The organism is Segatella sinensis (assembly GCF_040095255.1).
Classification (GTDB): domain Bacteria; phylum Bacteroidota; class Bacteroidia; order Bacteroidales; family Bacteroidaceae; genus Prevotella; species Prevotella sinensis.
This window is the reverse complement of record NZ_JBBNGE010000004.1, coordinates 81,862-107,016: the sequence shown is the minus strand read 5'-3', so window position 1 is coordinate 107,016 and position 25,155 is coordinate 81,862. Positions and strand designations below refer to the sequence as shown.

Here is a 25,155-nt window from a genome sequence, read left to right as displayed (position 1 = left end):
GACAGAACATCAAGAAAAAAGTATAAAACACATAGATTACTGCTATTCATTCTATTTTTCCAATATCTTTCGTCCTTTTTCTGTTAGCATATACTTCTGCTTTGGGTGCTTTGGATTATCAGGATATTTCATGGAAACCAATCCTTCTTCCAATGCTGGTGTTAAGTATTTATACAAGAAATTCACCCTATCCTTCAACATTAAAAAAGACATGATTTCTCTAACAGAATACTCTCCATCCTTCAATATTCCGACAAGTTCCAATACTTGTTGGGTACTTGTTGGGTACTTGTTGGGTACTTGTTGGTTACTTGTTGGATTGCTATTTACCAACTGTAGGTTAACACCATCACAGTTATATTTAAAGACTACAGTCACGAAATTACCATCTGTTTTGAATTCTGGCGCAGGTAATCCAACACGTTTACATTCATCTACCATCGTACCAATACCACGTCCCCAACTTTCAAGAATCTTGCTCTTATAAAGCACATTGGCAATGATTGGATTTTGAGGTTTGGAATCATGCTCTTGCATCAATCGCTCAACGGGTAAATCTGCCGGAAATGTTCCTGTATTGGTAACCTCTACCCTATCATCATAAATAGCTATGCTGACAGAACTACCAGGATGATGGTACGAACGATGGCAAAGTGAATTGATACAACATTCACGCAAAGCCTTGTAAGGAATACTCAATTCTTCTTCTCGATAAAGTCCATTTATCTTCCCAGACAAAGAAAGATGCTTAAAGAAAAAAGCCATTGCTGCATCAAGCAAGATATAAATATTACCTTGCGCTCTTTGGTTATCAATAAACTCTTCTTTGGTAGTTCCCTTAAAACGTGCCATTCGCAAAAGACATTGCGGATAGTCATAGAAATCCACGCCAAACAACACAGCTGCCGCATTATTCAAATTCCCATCACGAAGCAAACCAAACTTCCTGAGAATCGTAGGTATTTCTTCCCGAATAGTCACTTCTGGAAGACGACCATTTCTTATACCCTCACGTACTGCACCAAGAATGGCATTCTCATCAAGGTCCGATATTTTCAAATCGGGATTGACCATTGCTTCCCAACCATATTTTCCACCACGTTGCATCAACAAATGGTTATATTGCTCTTGCGGCATTACCGTAGTAGTACTTTCTATACGAAGATAAGCCCTACCTTTGTAAGCGAAAGGACGCATAAAACGTTGTTTTTCCGCATTGACAATTATAACAAACTTATCGGAATTTGGAATCCGGACATAGTTTATTTCCAAAGACACAAAAGGTTCGATACGATTAATAGCCTCAGCAATAGCACGTTTTGTACTATCAGAAACTTCTTGACCTACAACATTTCCATTGTCCTTTACTCCATAAAGTACAATACCACCATCGCCATTAAGAAAGGCACATAAAGTTTCCATCGAACGGTCTAATTGACCTGTCGATTCTTTAAACTCCAAATTTTTACTTTCTTTTAAGGCTATAAGTGCCTCTATTTCTTGATATTCCATTCTTTTTTTATTTAACTAAGGAAATACCCAACTCACGATATGATGAGGTGGAGTATCCTTCTGCAAATGTAGTAATTATCAAGATAACCACCAAATTTTCCGGAACATTTTTAACTGCAAAGACCAAAATATGACAGAAAATTAAAAAATACTACCAGCACGGCACTCAATACCGCAGCCAACCTACATACTCTTTTCTTGATGTTCTTTTCCATTGTTACATTACCTTAATATAGTTATACATTTGATTTCGGCTGCGAAATAACTATACAGGTGTGTCAAATGGTGATAGAACATCAAGAAAAAAGTATTGAATGGTTGTGTTTGCCAGAATCATTGACAAAATTAGTGCACTTACCTTTCTACAATATGTAAACTTCACCAAACTTCGTTATTGCGTCACCTAAAAATAGGTATTGAAATGATACAAATTATTGTTTATCAACCAGTTACAAAGATAAAAATATTTATTCAAGCCTAAAAAGCCTGGTGGATAGGTATGCCATCCACCACACTTAGGGCATTTCACTGGAGCTGTATACTAGGCAACAAAATTAAATTTTAGAGATTGCTCTACCACCGGCATGTTTACACAAAGCATGATAATACCAATCTACCAATATCAACTTATTAGTACCTTCTATATGATGCCACGTATACGATCCAAGGTCCCAAGTGATACCTTTGTCCCCCAACTGTTTTGTAGCTAAATCTCTATCTTTTTTGCTACTTTTTGTCAATCCACCTTTAATTTCTTCTATTACAGGAGTTCCATCAGGATAAGTTTTAGCAGCCTTGGTAAAATCAGGCAAACCATTATCTCCATAAGTTACTCCACCAGGATACTTTTTATCCAACTTTATGAGTTCTTCTCTTGTAACTATCGTTCCATTTAAATTTATTTTACCACCATTATCAATCAATTTTTTTTCCAATTCAGGATTAAGAGCTGGATTTGCATAAAATGTAGAACCCGCATATTTATAGTTAGGCGGTAAGTTTCCCTTGTTAGTGCGTACAATTTTAGACAAATCAACTGTTTTTCTTTGCGATTTCTCCCATCTCATTATATTTAGCTTCGGGTTTTCTTTTATTAACTGCACCAAAGCTTTATTATTGGACATCTCGGAAAGTAATTTTGTATATTTTTTTTTAGACAAATGAGAACCATACTTTTTTAAAAGAGTCGAATATTCTTCAGCTACAAGTTTTGTGGCCATTTTCTTCTCCTTAGCAGAAACTTCTTTGACCAACTTTTGAACACCCTGATTGTAGCTCTCGTCATAAGAACTTTTCTTTAACAAAACCTTCACCGCCGACTTCTCCGTATGAGCAATTTCCTTTTTTGCTCCAATCATGCCATAACGAAGAAGTGAGCCTAGTTCTTTTTCTTCTATTTCTTTCAATAGATTCTTGCGTACAGCACTTCTTACAAGCTGCTTTGCCGATGCTTTCTGAACATAATTCTTACCTATTTCCTCTGCACCTGACTTAAAGGCATCTTTCAGCATTGATTTGTTTGCTGCCTCTATTCCTTCCTTTGTAAGGACTTTTGCCTCGGTTCTAAACAGTCCTTTAGTTCCTTTATAGACCGTCTTTACCAATTGTTTTTGTGCAAAAGAAGAATATGGCAAGACCATTAAAATATATATAAGAATTATTTTTAGAATAAACTTTTTCATAGATTTTCAGATATTATATTATACAACTTATCGCTATTCTCATCGATATTTCTAAACACTCGTTCTGTATAATATTTCAAATATGCCTGACGTATTTGGAATCCTATATTTTCCATGCAAGCATACTTTATAACTTCTTCAGAATCAAGTTTTTGGGATTTAATATCATCTAATGTAACCTTTACATCATAAAGAAAATTGCCTGCATCGTATGCCCACGACACAGCAGTACCGGCACCACCTGTAAACACTCCTAAAATTGTAGGAGCTACCCAATCCTTTAAGAAGGAAGTGGTCATCTCCTCCTTTTCCTTTTCAGTAAACTTCTTTACTTCGCGTACACACTTTTTAGCCAACAACAAATCCATTGTTGCCTGACTTATTCGCGACTCGCTCTCAAATTCCCCCTTACCTACAATGTCAATATAATAATTGTTCCTTTGCTCAGCCAAAGAATCTAAATATGTATTAATATACTTTGCTACACATTCTGTGTACTTATCATTATCTATATTATCATTCCATATTTTTTCAAAATCATCAGTCCCCGTACCAAACCAATATTTAAGTTTTCTCCAATTCATAAAGCCACCCGCATACTTGCTCATCACCTCACTCATATCCACATCGAGCAAGGAGTCTATTTCAACCTGCATAGCAGGAATCATATAATCAACAAAGGCTTTCTTCTGGGAATTGGCATTTTCCTTTATTTCTTGCTTTATGTTTTCAAGATAAACCTTTCTTGCATTATCATACAAAGGTAATAACGCAACATTAGCAGGAGTATTTTCAATAGTTTCTTTTACTGCTTTTATTGTGTCAAAACTACATTGTCCTATAATAGGGACTATATTGTCTGTATACAATGTATCCAAAAAAGGATATTGCGAACGATTATCTACAAAAAAATGTGCTCCTTCTGTAGGAGATAAGTCTGCAAGTTTGCCAATAGCTTCCTCTTGAGTTAATTCTATATCTTCCGTAGAAGAGGAACTAAAGTTACAAGAAGAAAAACCTCCTAGTACAATAAAACAAATAAATAAAGTTTTAAATTGTATTTCTATTACATTAACCATAAATAAATATATGTTTGGACTATTCCTTTTTTAAAATTAAAAAGTATTCATTTTACTGCATACTTTCTTTTAATCAAATACACTTCTCATCTTCTCTAAACGGAACAACTAACACACATCCGATGCGCAGTAAACAAACAAATCTATATCCATCCAGTCATTGTTTCGTGCTACGCATCGGACGAATCATTATTTCCTCTTCGAGAAAATATCTATCAACTTACCAATAATACTCTCAGAGTTAGGACAAGGATCTTCAAATATCTTGCCCCGTCGTCTAAGCTCATCTAAGATTTTGCTATTTTCATTCTCCATATTTATTTTTTTATATTTTCAGATTAAATATCAAACGTACTATGGTTCTCTATGGCATTTTTCACACTCTTGATATCAGCTAAAGCTTTGAATGGACTTGATTTTGCCAAATCTGTTATTGCATTCAACGATACAGCCAAAGCTTGAACATTACCTGTGGCAAGACATTTATCCACAATTTCAAATTCCTTAGCAAACAACATGCGTCGTTCGTCAAACGTCTTATCGAGATAGTTTTGCAAGAATTCTCTCACAGCATCTATCTGATGTATTGCCACTTGTGCCCTTGCTCTTATATCAGCTCGCTTGGTTCTCTGCTCCTCACAAAACTTTGCAACTTCAGCAGATTTATCTATAAAGAACTTGGTCATCTCCACCATCTGTGCAGGACCAGGCTTTCCATTAGACACAGAAAGCATCTTATTATTAATAGAAGATGTTAGACCATTAATGAACTCATCATCCTTTTCCGACTCTCTTCTGTAATCACTTACACCTTTATCGTATTGTCTCTCAGGCATAATTTCATAAGAGTCATAATGTTCTTCAGAACTATTATCAGCAATTTCAGAACATTTCTTACTTCTTACTTCGGCAAACATCTCCCTAAACAACTGTATATAGTCTGCACCTTCTTTATGCCCAATTTCTATCAAACATTTTTCGATATCATCCAATTGTTCGTCATCAAGCCAATTAACAAAATCAGCCATCATATTATCATAATCATTTGACGATGCAGCTGCATTAGCTAAAGAGTGAGCTATCGGACCCTTAATTTGATCTGATACATATTTATTGTTTATAGGTGCCCCCTCAAGTCTACAATTTACCAAATACGCAACAATATTACGTATACGAAACATCAGATCTTCCTTATACTTAACCTCAACCTGATATTTAGAGCAGATGTCTCCGACAAAAGAGGCAGCTTTTTCAGAAACCATACGGTTTACTACCTTTTTGCCAAATACATTCCATGCTATCTTCATATAATCAGAAACAGACTTTCCCATATTACAAGTTTTTATTTAGTATCTTTTGGGTATTAGCTAAAGTAACAGAAGACTCATTACTAAGCATACCGTTCTTATCAATCAAAGGAACCTGAGCTATTTCACTTAATGATTTAACCAATAGAGAAGTTTCTCTAAAAGTATTCAAATAATATTCATCCTCTATTTGGAAGTCATAAATTAATGGTTCCAAATAAAGCAACTTGTCGTTTATTCTTTCACAGAGTCGCTTCATTACAGATTCAAGTTCAATGGCCCTTTGGTTGATTGCTTCCATAGCAGCCCAACCTAACTTCGCCTTTGCCCGTGCCTTTTTCACCTCTTCCAAATACGCAGTGGCTTCCGTATATTTTTTAGAATAATATGCCGATGCAACAATTCCAGCAGCAGCTAAAGCAAACACTCCCGTAGTGGTAGCTGTAATCGCGCCAAGTACAGCCGAACCTGCAGCCATTCCACCTCCACCAGCAGCTAATGATCCGCCTCCCAACCAAGCCAATGTTGCATTTGTAGCGGCAGCACCAGACAAAGAACTTATTGCAGTACCAGTACTTGCTGCCCCAAAAGCCATTACTGCAGACGTAGTAGCTGCAGGTACTCCACATAATGCAATTGTTGCTACACCTGTAGAAGCCACTGCTATTTTTCCAGCTGTGGAAGCATTCATTTCTATAGATTCTAAGGTATCTATATCTAACTGATCAAGATTTATCTTACCACCAAACTCATATTCTTTATCCTTATAATTATTTCCCATAACCTTAAGATAACCTAAAAATGGAGAAAGACAAGTCTTCAGAAGTTCCAATTTTGTCTTACCAAAATCCGACAACACACGGTTGGATTCTTCTCTTCTTCTTCTGTTTTCCTCTTCTATATTAGCAACCATTCTATCAGCAAGTTCCTTTGCCTCTTTGGCCTTTTTACGAGAATCATAAGCCTCATAACCTGTTACTACTCGTCCTATTTTACCCGCACCCTTCGCTACATTTTTGGCACCCTTTGTTAAAGATTTAGCGCTATCACAAACCTCATTAAAAGTTTCATCAATGCAATCACCAATAAAAGAACTTGTTGCATCAATGGCCTTATCGGCTGATTTAGCCAGATCACCAACGAAGGTACCCTTCATTGATTTAGAAATAGATTTTAATAAGCCCATATCAATATTGTTTTTTAAGTTTTACATTGCCATCTATTGAATACACGATGTATTCTCCTTCAAGTACACCTTTTTTATAGTTACCTTGTATATAAGGATGGCCATTCTTAAAATAAATGGTGAAAGGACCATCTGGAACATCATTAATTTTGATCTGTTCCTTATTGGTTTCCCCAGTTGGATAATACACAAAGCATTCTGCAACCTTGTCATTATCTTGAAATTCACCTTTACAAGCTATCAATCCATTATCATAATATTCTACAAAAGGACCGATCTTCTCACCATTAATCCACATAATTTCAGACTTAACCTGCTGATTAGGATAATAAGTGATCTCTTGACCATTCATCACTCCATTTATCGTGACATAGGTACGACATAGAGACTTATCCTCATAGTATTCTTTATGTTTTATCGGAACATGCTTCTTTCTATAGAAAGCGAAATAATAAATAAGTAACGCTGTGCTGATTATCACAACACAGATTATTGAAATTGTCAATATATTCATTCTCTCACAATAGTTTTTTAGTCCAACTTTATAAATTCAAAATCATTCTGATTGCAGCATGCTTTCTTATAATCGAAAGCATAGATGCGCATGTAGGCTTCTTGCACCTCCTTGGCTCCATTGTAAAAAGGGGTGGCGGTGTGCTGCATGGTTGTTACTGTCACTACCATATCGGGAGTGAGGACGGTACCGTTTGTTAGCTTCTAAAAGCTTTAAGTGAAAATGCCGATTAACCCAGTATTTACTCTTATTCTTCCTAAAAATCCAAAAGTTCCTGTGACGGGTCGTTATACAATTCCACAAACTTCTCAAAATCGTCTAATGGTGATTTTGTAACAATCGAACTTATACCTTGTAACGAAGCAAGAATTAAGTCTCTGTCATTTGAAGCTACTGCCTTGTCTAACAAATCGTAGTGCTTTACCAAAGCCTTATCACGTTCCCCAAACGTACCTTCTAAGAATGATTGGGCTGTTTTGAATTTGGCAATTGTGTTAGCTATTTCAACTTTACCCCATTCTTGCATTTGTTTAGTACGTTCTTGGGCTAAAATACATTCCGTGAACATGCCAGCGATATTCTGTGCGGCATCAATAGCACGTTCTGACGTATGCACTAAATTCGACAAAGACTGTCCGACTTCTTGCACTTCACCAATTATATCATTGTTTTGTTCTAAACTCACAGGATATGCTTCTTCATTTGAAGCATATTCTGCTATATCATACGAATCACTCATAATTATTTATTTTTTAATTTTGAATCACTAATAATCTTGTAGTCCTTGGTTGCTTTAGCAATGGCTTGCATATCTAGCATGGTTAAGGGCTCGCCGTTTTCAAGGCATTTCTCCCGCAATGGTTCGTAAACAGCCATAAAGCCCTTGTTAGCTTTGGCAATGGCTCTGATTATCTCTATTGCACGCAGAGAACTTGCCTTTCCTTCTTCGTAGCCTTCGGTCATAACCTTTATGTTCGAGATGAGGTTTTTCTGGAATTCCGTATGCTCTTCTACCAACTGTGTGTGTTTGTCAAGCTTATCCAGCAATGCGCCCCCAACAAAGGTAAGAGCTGCTGCACCCATTGCCATCTTAGGATTGCTCTTCATCCATTTTCGTGACTGTTTGTTCCTCAGAGCATGAGTAAACATGTCTACGGTTTTGTTGATGTGAGCATCCAAATCCACAGAAGCATCATTGATTGTTACTTCTTGCAAATCAAACGATTGCATCGAGACATCTATGCCGTCTTTTTGCGTAGCTAACGTTCGTCCTCCATTACTACTCCTCACAATATTGATGAGTTCTGCACCCAAGTATATATTGCGGTAAGCATATGCTCGTACATAATCCAACCAATAGTTTATCTTCTTGTTGGAATCAGTTATTTCCTCATACTCGTACTTAGCGACATCATACAGTTTCTTAAGCTCGTTCGATTTATCTGTCAGTTTCTTCTCGTCTGTCCACAATCCGCCAAACGTAGATGTTTCTTGTCCCTGTACATATCCAAGTTCAGACATGACATTAGCCAGACGGTCGTCATCAAGCATAGTTTTTATCTCCGATAAGTCTTGAGACATCTCCGCATCGTGTTGCTTAATGAATGGTAAGTCATCTTTTCTCAACAAGTCAGAATCACCCGTAGATGCTGATTTCTGAATAATCTCTTGGTAGTAGTTATATACCTCATCCAACTCTGTTTCAGCACGCAATGAGTATGTGTAGAAGAAACGTAGTTTAGCATCATAATATCTTTTATTCGCAACAATCTTGCTCACAGGATCATTTTTAAGCATCGCCTTATCGTTCAGATCAAACAACTTCTTGAGTTCCTCACCAAACTCAATATAAGTATTCCTTGTTATGGTATCCTTATTTAACGGAATACTCAAGCCTACATTCAATCCATCATAAAGCGCATCCTGTACGTTGACAAGTGCCGAGGCTACTTCTCGTTCCTCCTTTGCGTTTTCTATAGACAATCTGCTCTTTTCATTTCTGTAAACCTGCAAATCCTGTAAATATTTATTATACTTTTCTTTTTTTCTCTTAACACTATAATATCTCCATGCAAGTACTATAAAAACTATTATCGGGTGAATTAGTATTGCGATCAAACTAATTGCAAATACGATATTGAACCATTTTGAGAAGAATTTTGGAGCCATCTCTACTTCTTCTGGCCTAACCAACTTAGACAGCACACCTTGGGTATTGTCGTTGTTGGATGCAAGGTCATTATATCGTTCAGACAAAGTTTCAATATTAACGAACAGTTTCTTCATCTGTTCACTTTTAATCTTCCAATCAATATATGGCTTGCCGTTTTCGTCAAGGAAAATAGACCTATATACTTGTTTCTCTTCTTCAAATTCAGGAGATACAGTTGAACCGTAAAGGTAAAGCATTCCTAATCGTCGCAACTCTTTTGAGCGTTCTTTATCACACTGCAACAATGTAGTACCATGAGCATATCGTTTTGACAATTCAAGACAAGCTTTGCCATCACATTCCTCTGCCAATAATTGAAGATCCTTTGTTGAGAGTTCCCCATAATTAATATCATCAGGCTCAGACGTACAACTAACCTTACATCCATTTCTGACCAAAGCGTCTTTCAATTTAATTGCCTTAATAGCATCATCTACATTTAACTGGAAAGGACAAGAGGAAAATAAATTCTTTATCTCCGGGAGGTCCATATCCAAATGTTCCTTAATTATCTTTATAATTTGTAATTTACCCAAACCATAATCCAATACTGTTATTATCATATATCAATAGATTTTAATCCAACTTTTTAAATTCAAAATCATTCGGATTGCAGCATGCTTTCTTATAATCGAAAGCATAGATGCGCATGTAGGCTTCTTGCACCTCCTTGGCTCCATTGTAAAAAGGGGTGGCGGTGTGCTGCATGGTTGTTACTGTCACTACCATATCGGGAGTGAGGACTGTACCGTTAGAGCGTTTAAGGCGCTTAGGCTTTACTTGAAATACCTTGCTCATAAGCATTCTGTTTTTAAGTTCATTATGTATTACTGCTCCTGCTTTTCTGCCGAAACAGCTAGTTGTTTACTTTCAAGGGGCAAAGATTATGCAAACGAGCGCAATGAAAGCTTGCTTTCAAATTGCCGAGTGCAGCTAATCTTCTGCAAAGATTATGCAAACCGAAAGCAGAATCATCAAGCTTGCTTGAATGTTATGCTGAGGTGCAGCTAATCTTCTGCAAAGTTAAGAAAAATCTGCGAACTAAACAAGTTCATAATGGCTCATAAGCGAAAAAAGATGGTGCGAACCCCTACTTTCTTCACTTCCTTGCAAGTTAGGCTCTGGTAAAACCCGTAGAAAAGAAAATGTGAAAGAGGAATCCACACCATATGACGGTGTAGACTCGCTCAAACAAATTCTCATTCTTTCTACGTTTCAATTTACCAGATTTCAACCTACAGAACTGAATAGTTTGCTCGTGTCCACAAGATTATCTTGTTTCTCTGCATCATAGCGACTTCAAGCAAGGACTTTCACCTGCCCTGTCACTAATACAATGGCAAATTTAGTAAAAATCTGATGAACCACCAAACTTTTAACAAGAAATCTTATGGATTCCTCTTATATTTTATTTTCAGGGACTCCTAACCCCTCTTCTTCCTGCCTTCATACCTTATTATATATAGAGTGATTGTAATTTCTGCCGCAAAAGTACAATCCGGATGCGTCAAAAACTGACATAGGAAGAAGAAAAGTATGTTCCTAGAACCGGAATCCGAAAAACATTCTTACTCGCCATTTGTTTCTCTTCACCTGCAGGTGATCCTCATCTCCTGCTACTGAGAAATTATAAACCGCAGTGGCACCGGCAAACTTGTTGCGCCAGGAATACACGGCTGCACCTCTACCGGTAATGATGGCAGACGGAAAATGATATTTCATGCTGTTACGAACGGTTGGGATTTCTGTATCACTACTCCCCTCTTCTGCTTCAGCTCTCATCTTGGTATAGTCATGCGAATACACCGTGATAGTTGGCAAGGCTGACAGATGGAACAGCAGATGAGAAGATGGAACGAGATTATATCCATAGCCTGCACCGAGCGCCAACTCGTTAAGACGGATGGTCATTCCCTTCACCTTCGTCTTGGAACCATCAAAACTGGCGCCTACCATCCAACTTCCGGCACTTCGCTTCTGAATGTAGCTCTGGCTGAAGGCTGCCGGGAAGGAGAACTTGCGATAGTTGAAGGCATAATAGAAATTGAGATTCAATGCCTTCTGCGAGATTTCTCCCTTATGGATATCTATCTCGCTACCTCCCATTTCCTGATGACCATGGAATGTCTTGGACGAGAGATAGACCACATCAAAGCCATAGCGGTTGCTATAGGAATTGAGGTTGAACTCGTAGTCCTGATTCTTGCCAGCCAACTTGGCTGGGTTCACAGCCAAGCCAAGTCCCAATCCCCGGTAAGCCACTGCCATAGAGAGGGTTCCACGGCAGTCTGCCATCACCTTGGTATGCGTTTCCGTTCCATCCGTCTTCGCTGTAGTTTCCAAATCAGCTCCCGAAAGATTGCCTCTTAGTTTAATGGTCCATCGGGCATTTGGACGGGAGATGTAGGTAGTATCATACTTTATCTTGTAATAATTGGCTGCCAGCAGTGAATCTCCTCTGAACAATTGGCGGTCGTATAGGCTCAATCGTCTTTGAATCTTGGCATAATGCTTCATGAACCTTTGTTTTTTCTTCTCACTCATTTTGCTCTTTCCCAATTCTGCCATGAGAAGAGAGTCGCCCCATTGGAGCATACGTCCCCTATCAGCAGACTGTCGCAACTGGAGTCGCAGGCTATCTGCCATCATCAGTAGTTCTTTCAGCTTCTTTCGAGGTTTCCTGTTCTGTCCGTTCTGGGCAATGGCAGGAGCAAGTACTCCCATAGAAAATACCACCACAAGAAATGATGCTTTCACCATCACCATTGACCCAGTTTTCATTTTTCGTCTATTCATCTTACTTATCTTTTTCCTATTCCGGTACAAAAGTACAGTAAAACTCCGAAATAGGAAAGAGAAAAGCAACAAAAATAAGAATTGAAGGCTTTTTTATAGATATCGCTTGCAAAAAAAGTAAGAGAAGGAACGTTTTCTCATTCAGATAAACGTTCCTTCTCATAAACTATCTTTCCACCTTGAATATGGCGGCACTTATGCCTGACGCTTTAATCACATCAGTCTTTTTTCCTGATTTATACACAACCTTTCCTGTGGAAAGAACAGAAACAGCCTTACCACCTACGGAGCTGATATTGAGAGAGGCTGCCTTGGCACCAGGATTCACGATAACAACATACTTCTCCTCACCCAAAGTGCGCTCATATACCATCGGATATTCCTGCCCCTTCTGGTTCAGGAGCTTCCAATCACCCTCATTGTCAAGAGCCTTGGCTGAATGACGCAAAGCGGTCAGCTTACGGGTATATGACAACAGAGAATTCTGATCACCCTGCTGAGCCTCAACGGTCAACTTTCCGTTTTCCGTATCTACAGGAAAGTAAAGCTTATCGGGTGCACTTGTAGAGAATCCGGCATTCTTGCCCTTGGTCCACTGCATCGGAGTACGGGTACCCGAACGCTCATTGCTACCCTCCTTGTTAGGGAGATTCATCTGATACTTCATACCAATCTCATCACCATAATAGATAAACGGAATACCTGGCATGGTGAGGAAGAAGGTCATCGCCACCTTCAACTGGTCAGGCGTATTGCGGGTACCGATGTTAGGGCGCTGGTAATCGTGGTTGGCAGATGGAACAGCAATGTAGCCGAGATTCTTGGTAGCATTGAATGCCTTGGTATAATTCTCGCTAAACTCCTTGAGCGAACCCTTACCCTGCCTGTCGAAATAGCAGTTCTGGTAACTCTGCTCCCACTTGCCCCATGGAGTCTTGCGGTCGAAGAACAGAGAAGCATATCCCTTGAGACCGAAATGGATGTAGAAATCGATGTTGAAGCCGGCAGGAATGGCTTGCTGCGGATTAGCCCACTCAGAAATCAAGACGGTCTCTGGATAATACTTATCCTTCCAGGCACGCATCTCCTTCCAGAGCTTGGAAACCTCCTTCTTGTCGGGGTCGTTCTTGATAAGCGATGACGCCATATCTACACGGAAGCCATCCACACCCTTATCAAACCAGAAAGCCATAATGTTACGTATTTCCCTGCGGACAGCCTGTGGTCCTGGAGCATCTACGCCTTGCTCCCAAGGATGATTTGGATCTGGATGAGCAAAACCATAGTTCAAGGCAGGCTGGCACTCGAAGAAATTCTTCTCATAATACTTGGCACGAGGAGCATTAGCCTCCACATATCTGCCTCGGGTACTAGACTCCGGACTTGCCTCCTGATGACGGGCTTCTATTTCTTTCTTCTCACTCTCAGGGATATCATTCATCCAGATATAATAGTCGCTGTAACGCTGGTTAGGATCTTTCTCGGAAGACTCCTTAAACCAGGAACACTTGGTGCTGGAATGTCCTGCCACCAGGTCGAGACAAACCTTGATGCCACGCTTATGGGCCTCATTTACCAAAGTAACCAAATCGGTATTGGTACCGAATCGAGGATCCACCTTGTAGAAATCGATGACATCATAGCCACCATCAAACCATCCCGATTCAAAGATTGGATTGAGCCAGAGGGCGTTCACCCCCAGAGACTTGATGTAATCCAACTTGGAAGTGATACCCGGCAGATCGCCAATACCGTTGCCATCAGTATCCATATAGGAAGATGGATAAATCTGATAGAAAAGTGCATCACTCAACCAAGCCGGTCCCTTCTTCTGTTCTGCCTGAACAGAAAGTGTGGTTGCCGCCAAGGCAGCAACCAACAACATTTTATTCATTCTTTTCATGAGCATAATTATTAATTCAAGAAAACTTTCTTTCATAATAACTCAAAATCCTGCATTTTATTGTGTTATTGTGCGAGAATGCTAATTGCAAATCCGCCACCTGCAACAGAGTTCAACTTCAAGACAGACTTGCTGGTTACAGTCTTCTTGGTGATGACATAAGCCTGAGGATTTGTCTTGTAGTTGGCATTCTTTGCATCCTGATAGATGGTAGCCACATACTTCTTTCCCTTGTCGAGGAAATCGAGCTTTACGGTAGATTGATGAGCCTTCATGCCCGTTACACCACCGACAAACCAGTTATCAGAACCCTTTGCCTTGCGGGCAGCGGTGATATACTCCATTGGTTCAGCCTCCAGATAGATAGACTTGTCCCAATCTACGGCCACATCCTTGATAAACTGGAAGGCATCCATGTGCTTCTCGTAATTCTCAGGGAAATCAGCAGCCATCTGCAATGGACTATACATAGTAACATAAAGTGCCAACTGACCGCAGATGGTAGAGTTGCAATGTGAACCATTGGCACAATCCATATCAAAGATACCAGGGGTATAATCCATCGGACCACCCTGCAGACGGGTGAAAGGCAAGATGGCGGTATGTCCCGGTTTGGTTCCTCCGAAAGCCTGATATTCTGTACCGCGAGCACTCTCGTTGCCAATCAGGTTAGGATAAGTGCGGCAGAGACCGGTAGGACGCACAGCCTCATGGGCATTTACCATGATGTGATAATCGGCAGCACGGGTTACGGCATGCAGATAGTGATTGATTTCCAACTGACTGTAGTGATGCTCGCCACGAGGAATGATGTTGCCCACATAACCGCTCTTCACAGCATCGTAGCCATAATCCTTCATCAACTGGTAAGCTCTGTCCATATACTTCTCATAGTTCATCACAGAAGAAGAGGTCTCATGATGCATGATGAGCTTCACTCCCTTGGAATGTGCATACTCATTGAGTGCCTTGATGTCGAAATCAGGATATGGAGTCAGGAAATCGAATACTTTTTCCTTCATATAGCCACTCCAGTCTTCCCAACCGATATTCCATCCTTCTACCAGGACAGCATCGAAACCATGGGCTGCAGCAAAGTCGATGTAACGGCGCACATTGGCATTGTTGGCAGAATGCTTGCCAGATGGCTTGGCATGTACATAGTCGGTTCCATCCAACTTCACGGTAGGATAATTATGGGTATAGGCCCACTCTCCCTTACCGGAAATCATCTCCCACCATACCCCCACGTACTTCACTGGGTGAATCCAGGAGGTATCCTTGATCTTGCAAGGCTCATTGAGGTTGAGAATCAAGTTGGAAGACAGAACCTTGCGGGCATCATCTGTAATGACCATGGTACGCCAAGGGCTCTTGAACGGAGTCTGCATGTATCCCTTCATTCCCTGGGCATCAGGGGTAAGCCAAGAGGTAAAGGTCATGGTCTTGTCATCCAGATTCAGGTGCATGGCTGGATAATCCACCAGAGCAGCCTCATGCAGATTGATATAGATACCATCATCAGTCTTCAACTGGAGTGAGGTCTGTACACCGGTATCTGAAAAGACAGTCTGTGAGAGATTGCTGCTGACAGCAGCATGCAAGGCTGGACGGATGCCCGACAGGCGGGTCTTGGTGTATTCATATTCCTGGGTATCGTAATCACCAGGAATCCACCAGGCGGTATGATCGCCCGTCATGGCAAATTCTGTACGTTCTTCATTGATGGTGAAGTAGTTGAGACTGCCTTTCTGAGGAAACTCATAGCGCAATCCTACTCCATCGTCATAGACACGGAAACGGACGTTCATATAACTGTCGGTGGAATTCTGCTTCAACTCTACCAGCATATCATTATAATGATTGCGGATAGACTTGTTCTCTCCCCAAACAGGAGTCCAAGTCTCATCGAAAGTGGAAGTTTTCTCATCGATGACGCTAAAATCGGCAAGCAGGTCCTTGCCATCCTTACCACCCTTGGCGAGCTGATAACCCAGACGGCTAGGCTTGATGATGGTCTTGCCCTGATAGGTCACACTATAGGTAGGCACAGTGCCATCCAAGGTGAAGTTCACCTTGATTTGTCCGTTAGGAGAAGTAATGTCTCCAGCATCTGCCGAGATGCCAAAAGCCATCAGAAGGCTTGCGAGCAAAAATATTTTTTTCATATTATTCTTCATTTTTAGTTTATGATTGACTACTTAGTATATCCTGGATTCTGCTTGAGATTCTTATTCAAGTTGAGCACGGCATAAGGGATTGGATAAACTATGGTATAGCCCTGCGTATCATCATTGTAATCACCTGCAGAAGCATTGTGGGTCACCCCATTGAAGCGGTCAACCGTAGGCTCCGTAAAGGTGCAGAATCTGATCTGGTCTGGGCGTCGAACACCCTCCCAAGCCAGTTCCAGCATTCGCTCATCCAGAATATCATTGAGCGTAAGCTCTGTACGAGGGGTAGCTGCAACACGGGCACGAATCTCGTTCACTATCGTGAGAGCCTCAGCCTTGTTGCCCATTCGATATGCTGCCTCAGCCTTCAAGAGCAAGGCATCGGCATAACGCCAAATCACCAAGTCGTTGTTGAAGCTATACTGCTGGGTAGTGGACTTGTCAAACTCATACTTCTTCATTCTGGCACCAGCACACTTCATGGCATGAGGGTCATCATCTGCAGAGAAATCCACCTTTACTGCCAGTGGCATATACTCAAGATCCTTGCCTGTGGCACCATCCTCTACAGCCTTTCCTATCTCCTCCATATAATCCTTATCGGTATAGAAGTTGAGTTTCAGACGAGGGTCCGGATTTGCCGTTCCATAGCCATATACCAGCATCTGCTGCTTGGAAGAGCAGGCTCCATTCCAGCCCTGGTAACCGATGGCACCACCATGGTTGTAATGCAGGGTACGCACGATGTTATAATCCTCTATCTTATAGTTAACGCAGTCGTTCGGACGGGTCCAGATATTTTCCACGGAATTCTGGTTGGCTACGATGAAGTTGTCTGCATAGCTAGGCTGCAGGCGGTAACCCAAGCTGGCAATCTGATCAGCACAATAGGCTGCTGTTTCCCACGCATTGCGAGTTTCACCATCCAAAGTGATGTTAATCTTTTTGCCCATTTCCGAAATAGTCTTTCCCTGCTCCTCGCTGGCAGTGGCCTTGCCGCTCTTGTCTGTTCCCACAAAGGCACTGTAGCAGGTTGGAGTGGTATCATCGATGGTATAGACCGGCGCATTGATGGCACACTTAGCCATACACATATATGCCACAGCCTTGGTAATTCGACCATAATACTCTCCCTCATTTTGGCTCTTCTGACCGGAAAGATGAGGAATGCATTCCGCCAATTCTGAAGTGACAAACTTGAAGACATCAGAGCGATTGGACTGCGCCACCTCATTAGCATTTACTTCAGAAGAAACAACCAATGGTACCTGTCCGAAGAGATCCATCACATAATAATAATAGATGGCACGAAGTGCTCTCAACTCATACACATAGTCTGCATACTCCGGATGCTCACCCAGATACTTGTTGAGTCGGTCGATGGAAGAATTGGCAAGACCGATGACACGATACAGGTTGTTCCAAACATCGTTATACTTGCTTACAGACGATTCGAAATTGTGGAGGAAAATGTTCTGCCAGGCTCCACCATCCAACCAGTCACCCTGGCGGCCAGGAATCATACTGGCATCAGAAGAGAACTCCTGAAAGGTATGCACAGAGCCACCATCACTTCCATACAATCCATTGCCGATGGAAGAATATACATTAGCCACTGTGTTTACATATACCAGCTTAGGGGTGCTGAAAGCCTCCTCCTCAGAAAACTTGCTTCGTGGAGTTTCTTCCAGTGAGCAACTAGCCAGTAATATCGATGAAAGAAGCATCGAACCTATAATATATTGTTTCATAACTGTAATCCTTTATATATTAATAATGTAGTTCTTGATAAGAATAATATAATCCATTATATACTAGCGTAAACATCTAGAAATTCACAGAGAGCGACAATGTATAGGTACGGCTCAGAGGATAGATGTTCTTGTCGTCAATACCCAGATTGTCACCACTGATGGTTGCAGAGTTGATCATTGGAGTCAAGCCCTTGTAACCTGTGAGGGTACAGATATTGTTGACCGACAACGATAGGTGAATGTTGTTGATGAACTTCCACTTGAGCATATCCTTGGTGAAGGTGTAGCCCAGAGAAGCGTATTCGAAGTTCATATAGTCACCCTTTTCCAACCAGTAATCTGAAATCTGAACATCATGGATTCCCTTGCCATTGTTGAGATGCTGTGCACCGCTCAGAATATTATAGGTTGGGAAATTACTCATATTGCTCAAGGTCATGGATGTAGCATTGTAAATCTTATGACCGAAAGCACCATTAAACTGCATGCTCAAATCCCAGTTCTTGTACTTGAAGCCCATATCCCAACCGAGGAAGTACTTAGGGATTGCCTGTCCGCAAACCTTGCGGTCGCCACTGTCACCCGTATCAATGGTACCATTATCATCAAGGTCTTCGATGATATACTGTCCATTCTCATCGATACCTGTGCAGTGAGGCAGATAGAACACACCTACAGGCTGTCCCTCAATGAGATAGGTTACACCATTATTATGTACCAGACCAGCCGCACCTACGGTGGCAACAGAGATATGCTCGCTCGTTGTCATAGGCTGTCCCTTGTAGGTACCGCTCAACTTCTTCAGCTTATTCTTCTGATAAGAGAAATTCAGACCGGAATTGAAGGTGAAGTCCTTTGTCTTGATGATGTCACCACGAACAGCCAGTTCAAATCCCATATTAGTCATGGTACCCATATTGGCCAACAGACGGTCGTAAGTAAAAGGCGGCACCGGCACTGTATAGGTATAAAGCATATCCGAAGTCTCGGACGTGTACCAGTCGAAGGTTACGTTGAGACGCTGCTTGAACATCGACAGGTCGAAACCGGCATCAAACGTCTTCTTTACCTCCCACTTCAGATCAGGGTTGCTGTTGGAGGTAACCGCAAAAGTAGTACTTGTTGCGCCGTTGACGGTAGTTACACCATTAGGCTCCATCAGGGCGAGAGAGGTATAAGGATCGATGGCATCCTGATTACCGGTTACGCCATATCCTGCACGAATCTTGAAATTGTCTATCTGCTTGATTTTCTTCATCCAAGGCTCATTACTGATTACCCAGGCCAAGGAAGCAGAAGGGAACCAGCCCCACTTCTGGCCATCACCCAACTTGGAAGAGCCATCGGTACGTACATTGATCGTAGCGATGTATCTGTCAGCAAACATATAGTTGACACGAGCCATATAAGAACTCAGGGTATATTCGTTATAGTTAGACTGCAGATTACCCCAGCTCACATTGGCAGCAGCCTTCATATTATTGAACTTGAAGTAGTTGGAGTCAAATCCATGTGCTTCCTGTGAGTTCCAGTCATAGGTGTATTTCTGTCCCTCCATCAGAGCCAAGGCATCAATGTGATGCTTACCGAAATCCTTGGAGAAATTCACCATGATGTTGCCCATATAGTCCTTGCGGTTGGTATTGGCGATATAAGCCCATCCATTACCGTTCAACTTACCCATCTGGATGTTGTTAGGAATATAGAACTTGTTATCACGATTCCAATAGTTGTATGAGCCAAAGGCACTTACAGAGAGTCCGTCGATGATATTGACAGTTGCCTTTCCATGAACATTGACAGAGGCATCCTTGTAGAAGTCATCAATATCTAGCAATCCCAGTGGATTCCAGATTTCATTGGCAAGCAAGTCCTCATCCCATTCACCCTTGTCGTTTCTTACATGAGGATAGGTAGGGTTGTAAGCAGTGGCAGAATAGAACATCTTGTGCATATCATACTGAATATTGCTGTTGCGCTGAGAGCCAAACATTCCGAGTTCCAGCTTCAGATGCTTATCGAAAAGATACTGGGTGCCATCCAATTTTACCGTGAAATTCTTCATATCAGAATTCTTCAAGGCACCTTGACGGAGAATGAATCCCAGAGAAGCACGCAGACTGGAAGTATCTGTACCTGAAGAAAAAGAGAGATTATGATTCTGGGTGAGACCCACATTGCGCTCAATCTCCTCAAGGAAATTGGTATCGCCACCCATATCGGTATAGGTCAGTCCCAAAGACTTGGCTGTCTCACGATATTCAGAAGCCGACATCATATCCAGATTCTTGTAAACTGTATTGACACCAAACTGACCATTGTAACTCAGGCTGGAATAACCCAGCTTACCCTTGGCAGTAGTAACAACGATGACACCGGAAGCACCACGTGAACCATACTGGGCAGTCTCAGAAGCATCCTTCAGGATGGTCAGACTCTCAATATCGCCAGGAGCCAGGGAATTGAACATCGTCATATCAGCAAAGACGCCATCAATGATAACCAACGGGTCGTTACCACCTGAAAGAGAAGAGGTTCCACGAACACGGATACTTGGCGAACTGGTAGGATCGCCACCTGCCTGAGAGATGACAACGCCAGCGACCTTACCCTTCAAGGCCTCGGCAGGACTGGTTACTACTCCCTTGTTCATATCTTCCTTCTTGATGCGATCAACAGCACCCGACACAGTTCGCTTGCTGCCCACGGCATAACCCACGACAAGCACTTCGTCGAGCACCTCATCATTTTCCTTCAGCGTCACATTGATGACATGATTTCCCTTTACAGGAATCTCCTGGGTACGATAACCCAAGTAAGAGAATACCAGGACGGCACCATCCTTTACATTATTAAGTGTGTAACCGCCATCCAAGTCAGATACCGCACCATTCTTGGTGTCCTTCACCAGAATGCTGGCACCAATGACGGGTTCACCAGTGGCATCCACCACCTGTCCTTTAATGGTTGCCTGACCAAAAGCATTTAAAGTAATCAAGCATCCTGCCATCAGCAGACCTGCTTTCTTTGATAAGTTCGTTTTATCCATAATTTAATAGGTTTATTATGATTAAAATTGTTTGTTGCCGCAAAAGTACGGCAAAAATCAATAAGTTGGTGCGAATAGTAGGCTTTTGGTAGATTGTCGGTATCTAGAACCAATCTCACAGCTCTGAATATCAAGATTTTGCGAATTCTCAAAAAAAGCGGCTAGTAGATGCGAGATTCTCAATGTTTTTTATTATTTTTGCAGCGGAATCTAAAAACATAGGAAATATGAGACATCTTATCATTATAATCATCACCCTGATGATACAGCCGATATACGTAAAAGGAGACAACAACCAGTTATACAAGCAACTGGATGCTGCCCTGGCACAACGTGCCCATTATGTAGAGTTAAAAGAGAAAAACTTAAACGAAATCAAGCAAGGAGCTAAGTATGTTACCAGCAACGAAGACAAATTAAAACTATACGAACAACTCGCCAACGAATACAAAGCCTACGAATACGACTCGGCGATGACCTATGTAAACAAAGGCCTCATCCTTGCCCAAAAGAGTAACAATATATTATTTAACAAAAGATTCCAGCTTAGCCAAACCAGGTTATTGATCACACGTGGATTCTATGCAGAAGCAAAGGAAATTCTTCAGAAGATAGAACCTCAAGAAGATTCGCATGACTACCAGTTCCTATATTATTATACTCTTTACGGACTATACAATAACTGGGCAACCTTTTGTGAAAACAATGAATTCAGCAAGAATTACAACCAGCAGAAAGTGAAATACCTGAAGAAAGCAATAGAACTATCTCCAAAGAAAGATGCATTCTATTACTACCTGATGGGAGAATTATACTATTTCAGCAATCATCCCAACAATAACAAGACCATCCAATACTACAAAAAGGCACTGAGTATGGAAAAGGCCAACAGCCGTCTGCATGCCATGACCGCCTTTGCGCTTTCAGAGGTCTATCAGAAAGCCAACAACCTAGAGCTAATGGAGCATTACCTCCTGGTTGCAGCCATCTCAGACGTCACTTCTGCAACAAAAGAAAACGTAGCCCTACAGGACATCGCACTCTTCATCTACAAACATAAGACAAGAAGTCTGAAAAAAGCCCAGGAATACATCAATCTATCCCTGGAAGATGCTTATACATACAACAACCGGTTGCGACGCATTGAGATTTCATCCAAATTACAATTGATTACCAATGCCTATACAGATGACATCAAAACAACCAACAGATTGCTCAACATCGCCCTATTGGTCATTATCCTGCTCCTACTTGGAGTAGGTATTAGCAGCCTGTTCATCCGCAAAAAGAACAGGCTGCTGAAACAAAAGAAAGATGAAATCTCAGCAACATCCGCAAAAATGGAAATTCTCAATGGACAGTTGCATCTCATCAACGACGAACTGAAGGATACCAACCAGAAGCGCGAAAGACTGGTAAAGGTGTATATTGACCTATGTTATAAGAATATAGAGAGAAACAGCAAACTGCGCACCTTGGCAGTAAGAAAGATAAAAGCCAACCAAAGCAAGGAACTTCTGAGCCTCCTTTCTTCCTCAACCAGTACAGAAAAGGAAAACAAGGAGTTTTTGACGGAATTCGACAAGGCATTCCTGTCTCTGTACCCAACTTTTGTAAGCGAGCTGAACCAGCAACTCACCGAATCGGCACACATCCAGCTGAAAGAGAACGGAGAAATGCCCCCTATCCTACGTGTGTGCGCCTTGTTGCGATTAGGCATTACTGAAAGTTCCAAGATTGCCGGCATCCTGTCTTATTCACCACAAACTGTATACAACTACCGTTCCATACTCAAGAACAATGCCATAGACAAGGAGCACTTCGAGGAGAACGTACTCAAGCTCTGTATGATAATCGCATAAGATCCACTCAAGAAGATCAAATCTTGAAAGGGGCTTATTACAGAACAGTAAGAAGAGAAACTACACAACGAACTGAATTATAAGGGAGTGGGGCATCTTCCCAGACGGCTCACTCCCCATTAGTTTGTATTATGACTTAACTAATAAATATAAACCTAATAAAATATAAACCTAACAAATTTAACCTAATATATAACTTATGATTTTACAAGGCAAAGATAGGGAAAAATTCCATACCAAACAACATCTAAGACTTTATTAGTGGATTAAGAAATAGACAGAAAAATATAAGCAATTCACAATCAAGACATTCCATTCTTCACACAATCTTGGAAAAGTAGATTCTGATAAATGTAAAAGCTCCACTTTTTATACTACAACTATCATTTTATCACCCGATAAGCCATCCACTTATTTACGTCCAGCAACACAGCACAACAATCTGTTAAGCAACAGCTTACAACACACATAAAAGTTTTTCGTCCACCATTTTACTGGATATTCTATCCACTTCAAATAATAATTACTATCTTTGCATCAGAAATGTTATAGTTATCCCCCGGAAACAATCGGATATATTTTTACCCAAAATATCAATAACAACATGAAAAGAACAAATTATCTTATTGCAGCGCTGTCACTACTGCTATGTATGGGCAGCCAACATTCTTTTGCAGCAACAGGCGGCAAAAAGAAAGTGAAGAAAGAAATGAAGATGCTCACACCTACAGGAAGCCAGTATGTCATCGTAAAGGGCAAAAATCTGATAAAGCCCGATGGCAGCCAACTCTACATCGTAGGTACCAACCTGGGCAACTGGCTCAACCCGGAAGGCTATATGTTCAACTTCCGTAAAACCAATTGCGAATGGATGATCAATCTGATGGTAAGCGAATTAGCAGGACCAGATTTCACACGAGAGTTCTGGCAGGCATTCAAGGACAACTACATCACCGAGGCTGATATTGCTTACATCGCCCAGACAGGCGCCAATACCATCCGCCTGCCTTTCAACTACAAGCTCTTCACCCGAGAAGATTATATGGGAAAGAACGATGAGACTGAAGGATTTCGCATGATGGACAAAACCATTGAATGGTGCCGTAAATACGGATTGCATCTTATCCTGGATATGCACGATTGTCCAGGTGGACAGACGGGCGATAATATCGACAACGGCCATGGTTATCCATGGCTTTTCGAGAGTGAAGCAAGCCAACAGCTCTTCTGCGACATCTGGAAGACTATAGCCCAGAAATACAAGGATGAGCCCGTGATACTGGGATATGAACTGATGAACGAGCCAATAGCCACCATGTTCAGCAAAGAGCTTCAGGCAAAGATGAATGCCAAGCTCGAAGGTATCTACAAGCGGGCTACCAGGGCAATCAGAGAGGTGGATAACAACCATATCATCCTACTCGGAGGCTCTCAATGGAATGGCAATTTCGAACCATTCAACGACTGGAAATTCGATGATAAGCTGATGTACACCTGTCACCGATATGGTGGAGAACCCACCCAGGCAGCCATCCAGAAGATTATCGACTTCCGCGACAAGACCCAGCTGCCGATGTATATGGGTGAAATCGGTCACAATACCGACCAATGGCAAGCCGATTTCTGCGAGACCATGCGGAAAGCCAATATCGGCTATACCTTCTGGCCCTACAAGAAGATAGACAGTTCCTGCATGATGGGCATCAGAAAGCCTGCTGAATGGGATAGCATCATCGTAAAGTTTGCAGAAGCCGACCGCAGCAGCTTCGCTGAGATTCGCAAGAACCGTCCAAACCAGGAACAAGGCAAAAAGCTGCTGATGGAGTTTGTTGAGAATGCCAAGTTTCAGAATTGCATGCCTCAAGCTGGATATATCAAGTCTATGGGACTGAAAGCAGAGTAATATATGAATGCAGAGTAATGACATAAGAAAAAGAGTGTGAGTCTTCTAACCGAGAAAACTCACACTCTTTTTTATATTATCACTTATTCCTAGGAATAAAAGTTTTTAAACTACGAAGAAATCTATGTTCAGCAGTATTGAACATAAGTTCAGCACTGCGAAACATAAGTTCAGCACTGCTGAACATAGGTTCAACAGTGCCGAACATAACTTATTACTAGG

Annotated in this window: 16 protein-coding genes and 1 pseudogene; 2 read left to right on the top strand and 15 right to left on the bottom strand. The window is 41.3% G+C overall.

All coding sequences use genetic code 11. The annotated features are described in order from the left end of the window. Positions 1–51 precede the first annotated feature (51 nt). The 15 genes and pseudogenes from AAAT87_RS02225 to AAAT87_RS02155 form a co-directional block, all read right to left on the bottom strand. The gene (locus AAAT87_RS02225; protein ID WP_349225496.1) at positions 52–1,512 is read right to left on the bottom strand and encodes an ATP-binding protein; all 1,461 of its coding nucleotides are present in this window, start codon (positions 1,510–1,512) and stop codon (positions 52–54) included. A gap of 554 nt (positions 1,513–2,066) precedes the next feature. Next, the gene (locus tag AAAT87_RS02220; RefSeq protein ID WP_349225495.1) at positions 2,067–3,194 is read right to left on the bottom strand and encodes an HNH endonuclease; all 1,128 of its coding nucleotides are present in this window, start codon (positions 3,192–3,194) and stop codon (positions 2,067–2,069) included. After that, positions 3,191–4,273, bottom strand: coding sequence for a hypothetical protein (locus AAAT87_RS02215; RefSeq protein ID WP_349225494.1), 1,083 nt, complete (start codon positions 4,271–4,273; stop codon positions 3,191–3,193). The genes AAAT87_RS02220 and AAAT87_RS02215 overlap by 4 nt, the downstream gene beginning before the upstream one ends. A gap of 338 nt (positions 4,274–4,611) precedes the next feature. Further along, positions 4,612–5,604: a hypothetical protein gene (locus AAAT87_RS02210; RefSeq protein ID WP_349225493.1), complete on the bottom strand. Its 993-nt coding sequence runs from the start codon at positions 5,602–5,604 to the stop codon at positions 4,612–4,614. Position 5,605: 1 nt separating this feature from the next. Beyond that, the gene (locus AAAT87_RS02205; protein ID WP_288282539.1) at positions 5,606–6,766 is read right to left on the bottom strand and encodes a hypothetical protein; all 1,161 of its coding nucleotides are present in this window, start codon (positions 6,764–6,766) and stop codon (positions 5,606–5,608) included. Between the two features lies 1 nt (position 6,767). After that, positions 6,768–7,118 carry a toxin-antitoxin system YwqK family antitoxin gene (locus AAAT87_RS02200; RefSeq protein ID WP_349225492.1) on the bottom strand — a complete coding sequence of 117 codons (351 nt, stop codon included), beginning with the start codon at positions 7,116–7,118 and terminating at the stop codon, positions 6,768–6,770. Positions 7,119–7,297: 179 nt separating this feature from the next. Beyond that, a pseudogene (locus AAAT87_RS02195) lies at positions 7,298–7,465 on the bottom strand (DUF6140 family protein); the annotation flags it as partial. Between the two features lie 71 nt (positions 7,466–7,536). Next, positions 7,537–8,019 carry a hypothetical protein gene (locus AAAT87_RS02190; RefSeq protein ID WP_288232426.1) on the bottom strand — a complete coding sequence of 161 codons (483 nt, stop codon included), beginning with the start codon at positions 8,017–8,019 and terminating at the stop codon, positions 7,537–7,539. Between the two features lie 2 nt (positions 8,020–8,021). After that, positions 8,022–10,055: a hypothetical protein gene (locus AAAT87_RS02185; RefSeq protein ID WP_349225491.1), complete on the bottom strand. Its 2,034-nt coding sequence runs from the start codon at positions 10,053–10,055 to the stop codon at positions 8,022–8,024. Positions 10,056–10,068: 13 nt separating this feature from the next. Then, positions 10,069–10,290, bottom strand: coding sequence for a DUF6140 family protein (locus AAAT87_RS02180; RefSeq protein WP_040552952.1), 222 nt, complete (start codon positions 10,288–10,290; stop codon positions 10,069–10,071). Positions 10,291–11,034: 744 nt separating this feature from the next. Further along, positions 11,035–12,273 carry a DUF4421 family protein gene (locus AAAT87_RS02175; RefSeq protein ID WP_349225490.1) on the bottom strand — a complete coding sequence of 413 codons (1,239 nt, stop codon included), beginning with the start codon at positions 12,271–12,273 and terminating at the stop codon, positions 11,035–11,037. Between the two features lie 181 nt (positions 12,274–12,454). Next, a complete protein-coding gene (locus AAAT87_RS02170) occupies positions 12,455–14,182 on the bottom strand; it encodes an alpha-amylase family glycosyl hydrolase (RefSeq protein ID WP_349225489.1) in 1,728 nt (575 codons plus the stop codon). Positions 14,183–14,256: 74 nt separating this feature from the next. Next, entirely contained in the window at positions 14,257–16,359 is a 2,103-nt protein-coding gene (locus AAAT87_RS02165; protein ID WP_349225488.1) for a glycoside hydrolase family 97 protein, read from the bottom strand. A 29-nt stretch (positions 16,360–16,388) separates the two neighbouring features. Beyond that, positions 16,389–18,116, bottom strand: a complete 1,728-nt coding sequence (locus tag AAAT87_RS02160) for a RagB/SusD family nutrient uptake outer membrane protein (RefSeq protein WP_349225487.1) — start codon at positions 18,114–18,116, stop codon at positions 16,389–16,391. A gap of 76 nt (positions 18,117–18,192) precedes the next feature. Next, positions 18,193–21,168 carry a SusC/RagA family TonB-linked outer membrane protein gene (locus tag AAAT87_RS02155; protein ID WP_349225486.1) on the bottom strand — a complete coding sequence of 992 codons (2,976 nt, stop codon included), beginning with the start codon at positions 21,166–21,168 and terminating at the stop codon, positions 18,193–18,195. A gap of 227 nt (positions 21,169–21,395) precedes the next feature. Here AAAT87_RS02155 and AAAT87_RS02150 point away from each other — a divergent pair, with 227 nt between their 5' ends. Beyond that, positions 21,396–23,030 (top strand): DUF6377 domain-containing protein, encoded by a 1,635-nt coding sequence (locus tag AAAT87_RS02150; RefSeq protein ID WP_349225485.1) that lies wholly within the window; start codon positions 21,396–21,398, stop codon positions 23,028–23,030. A 709-nt stretch (positions 23,031–23,739) separates the two neighbouring features. Then, positions 23,740–24,933, top strand: a complete 1,194-nt coding sequence (locus AAAT87_RS02145; RefSeq protein ID WP_428848557.1) for a glycoside hydrolase family 5 protein — start codon at positions 23,740–23,742, stop codon at positions 24,931–24,933. Positions 24,934–25,155 lie beyond the last annotated feature (222 nt).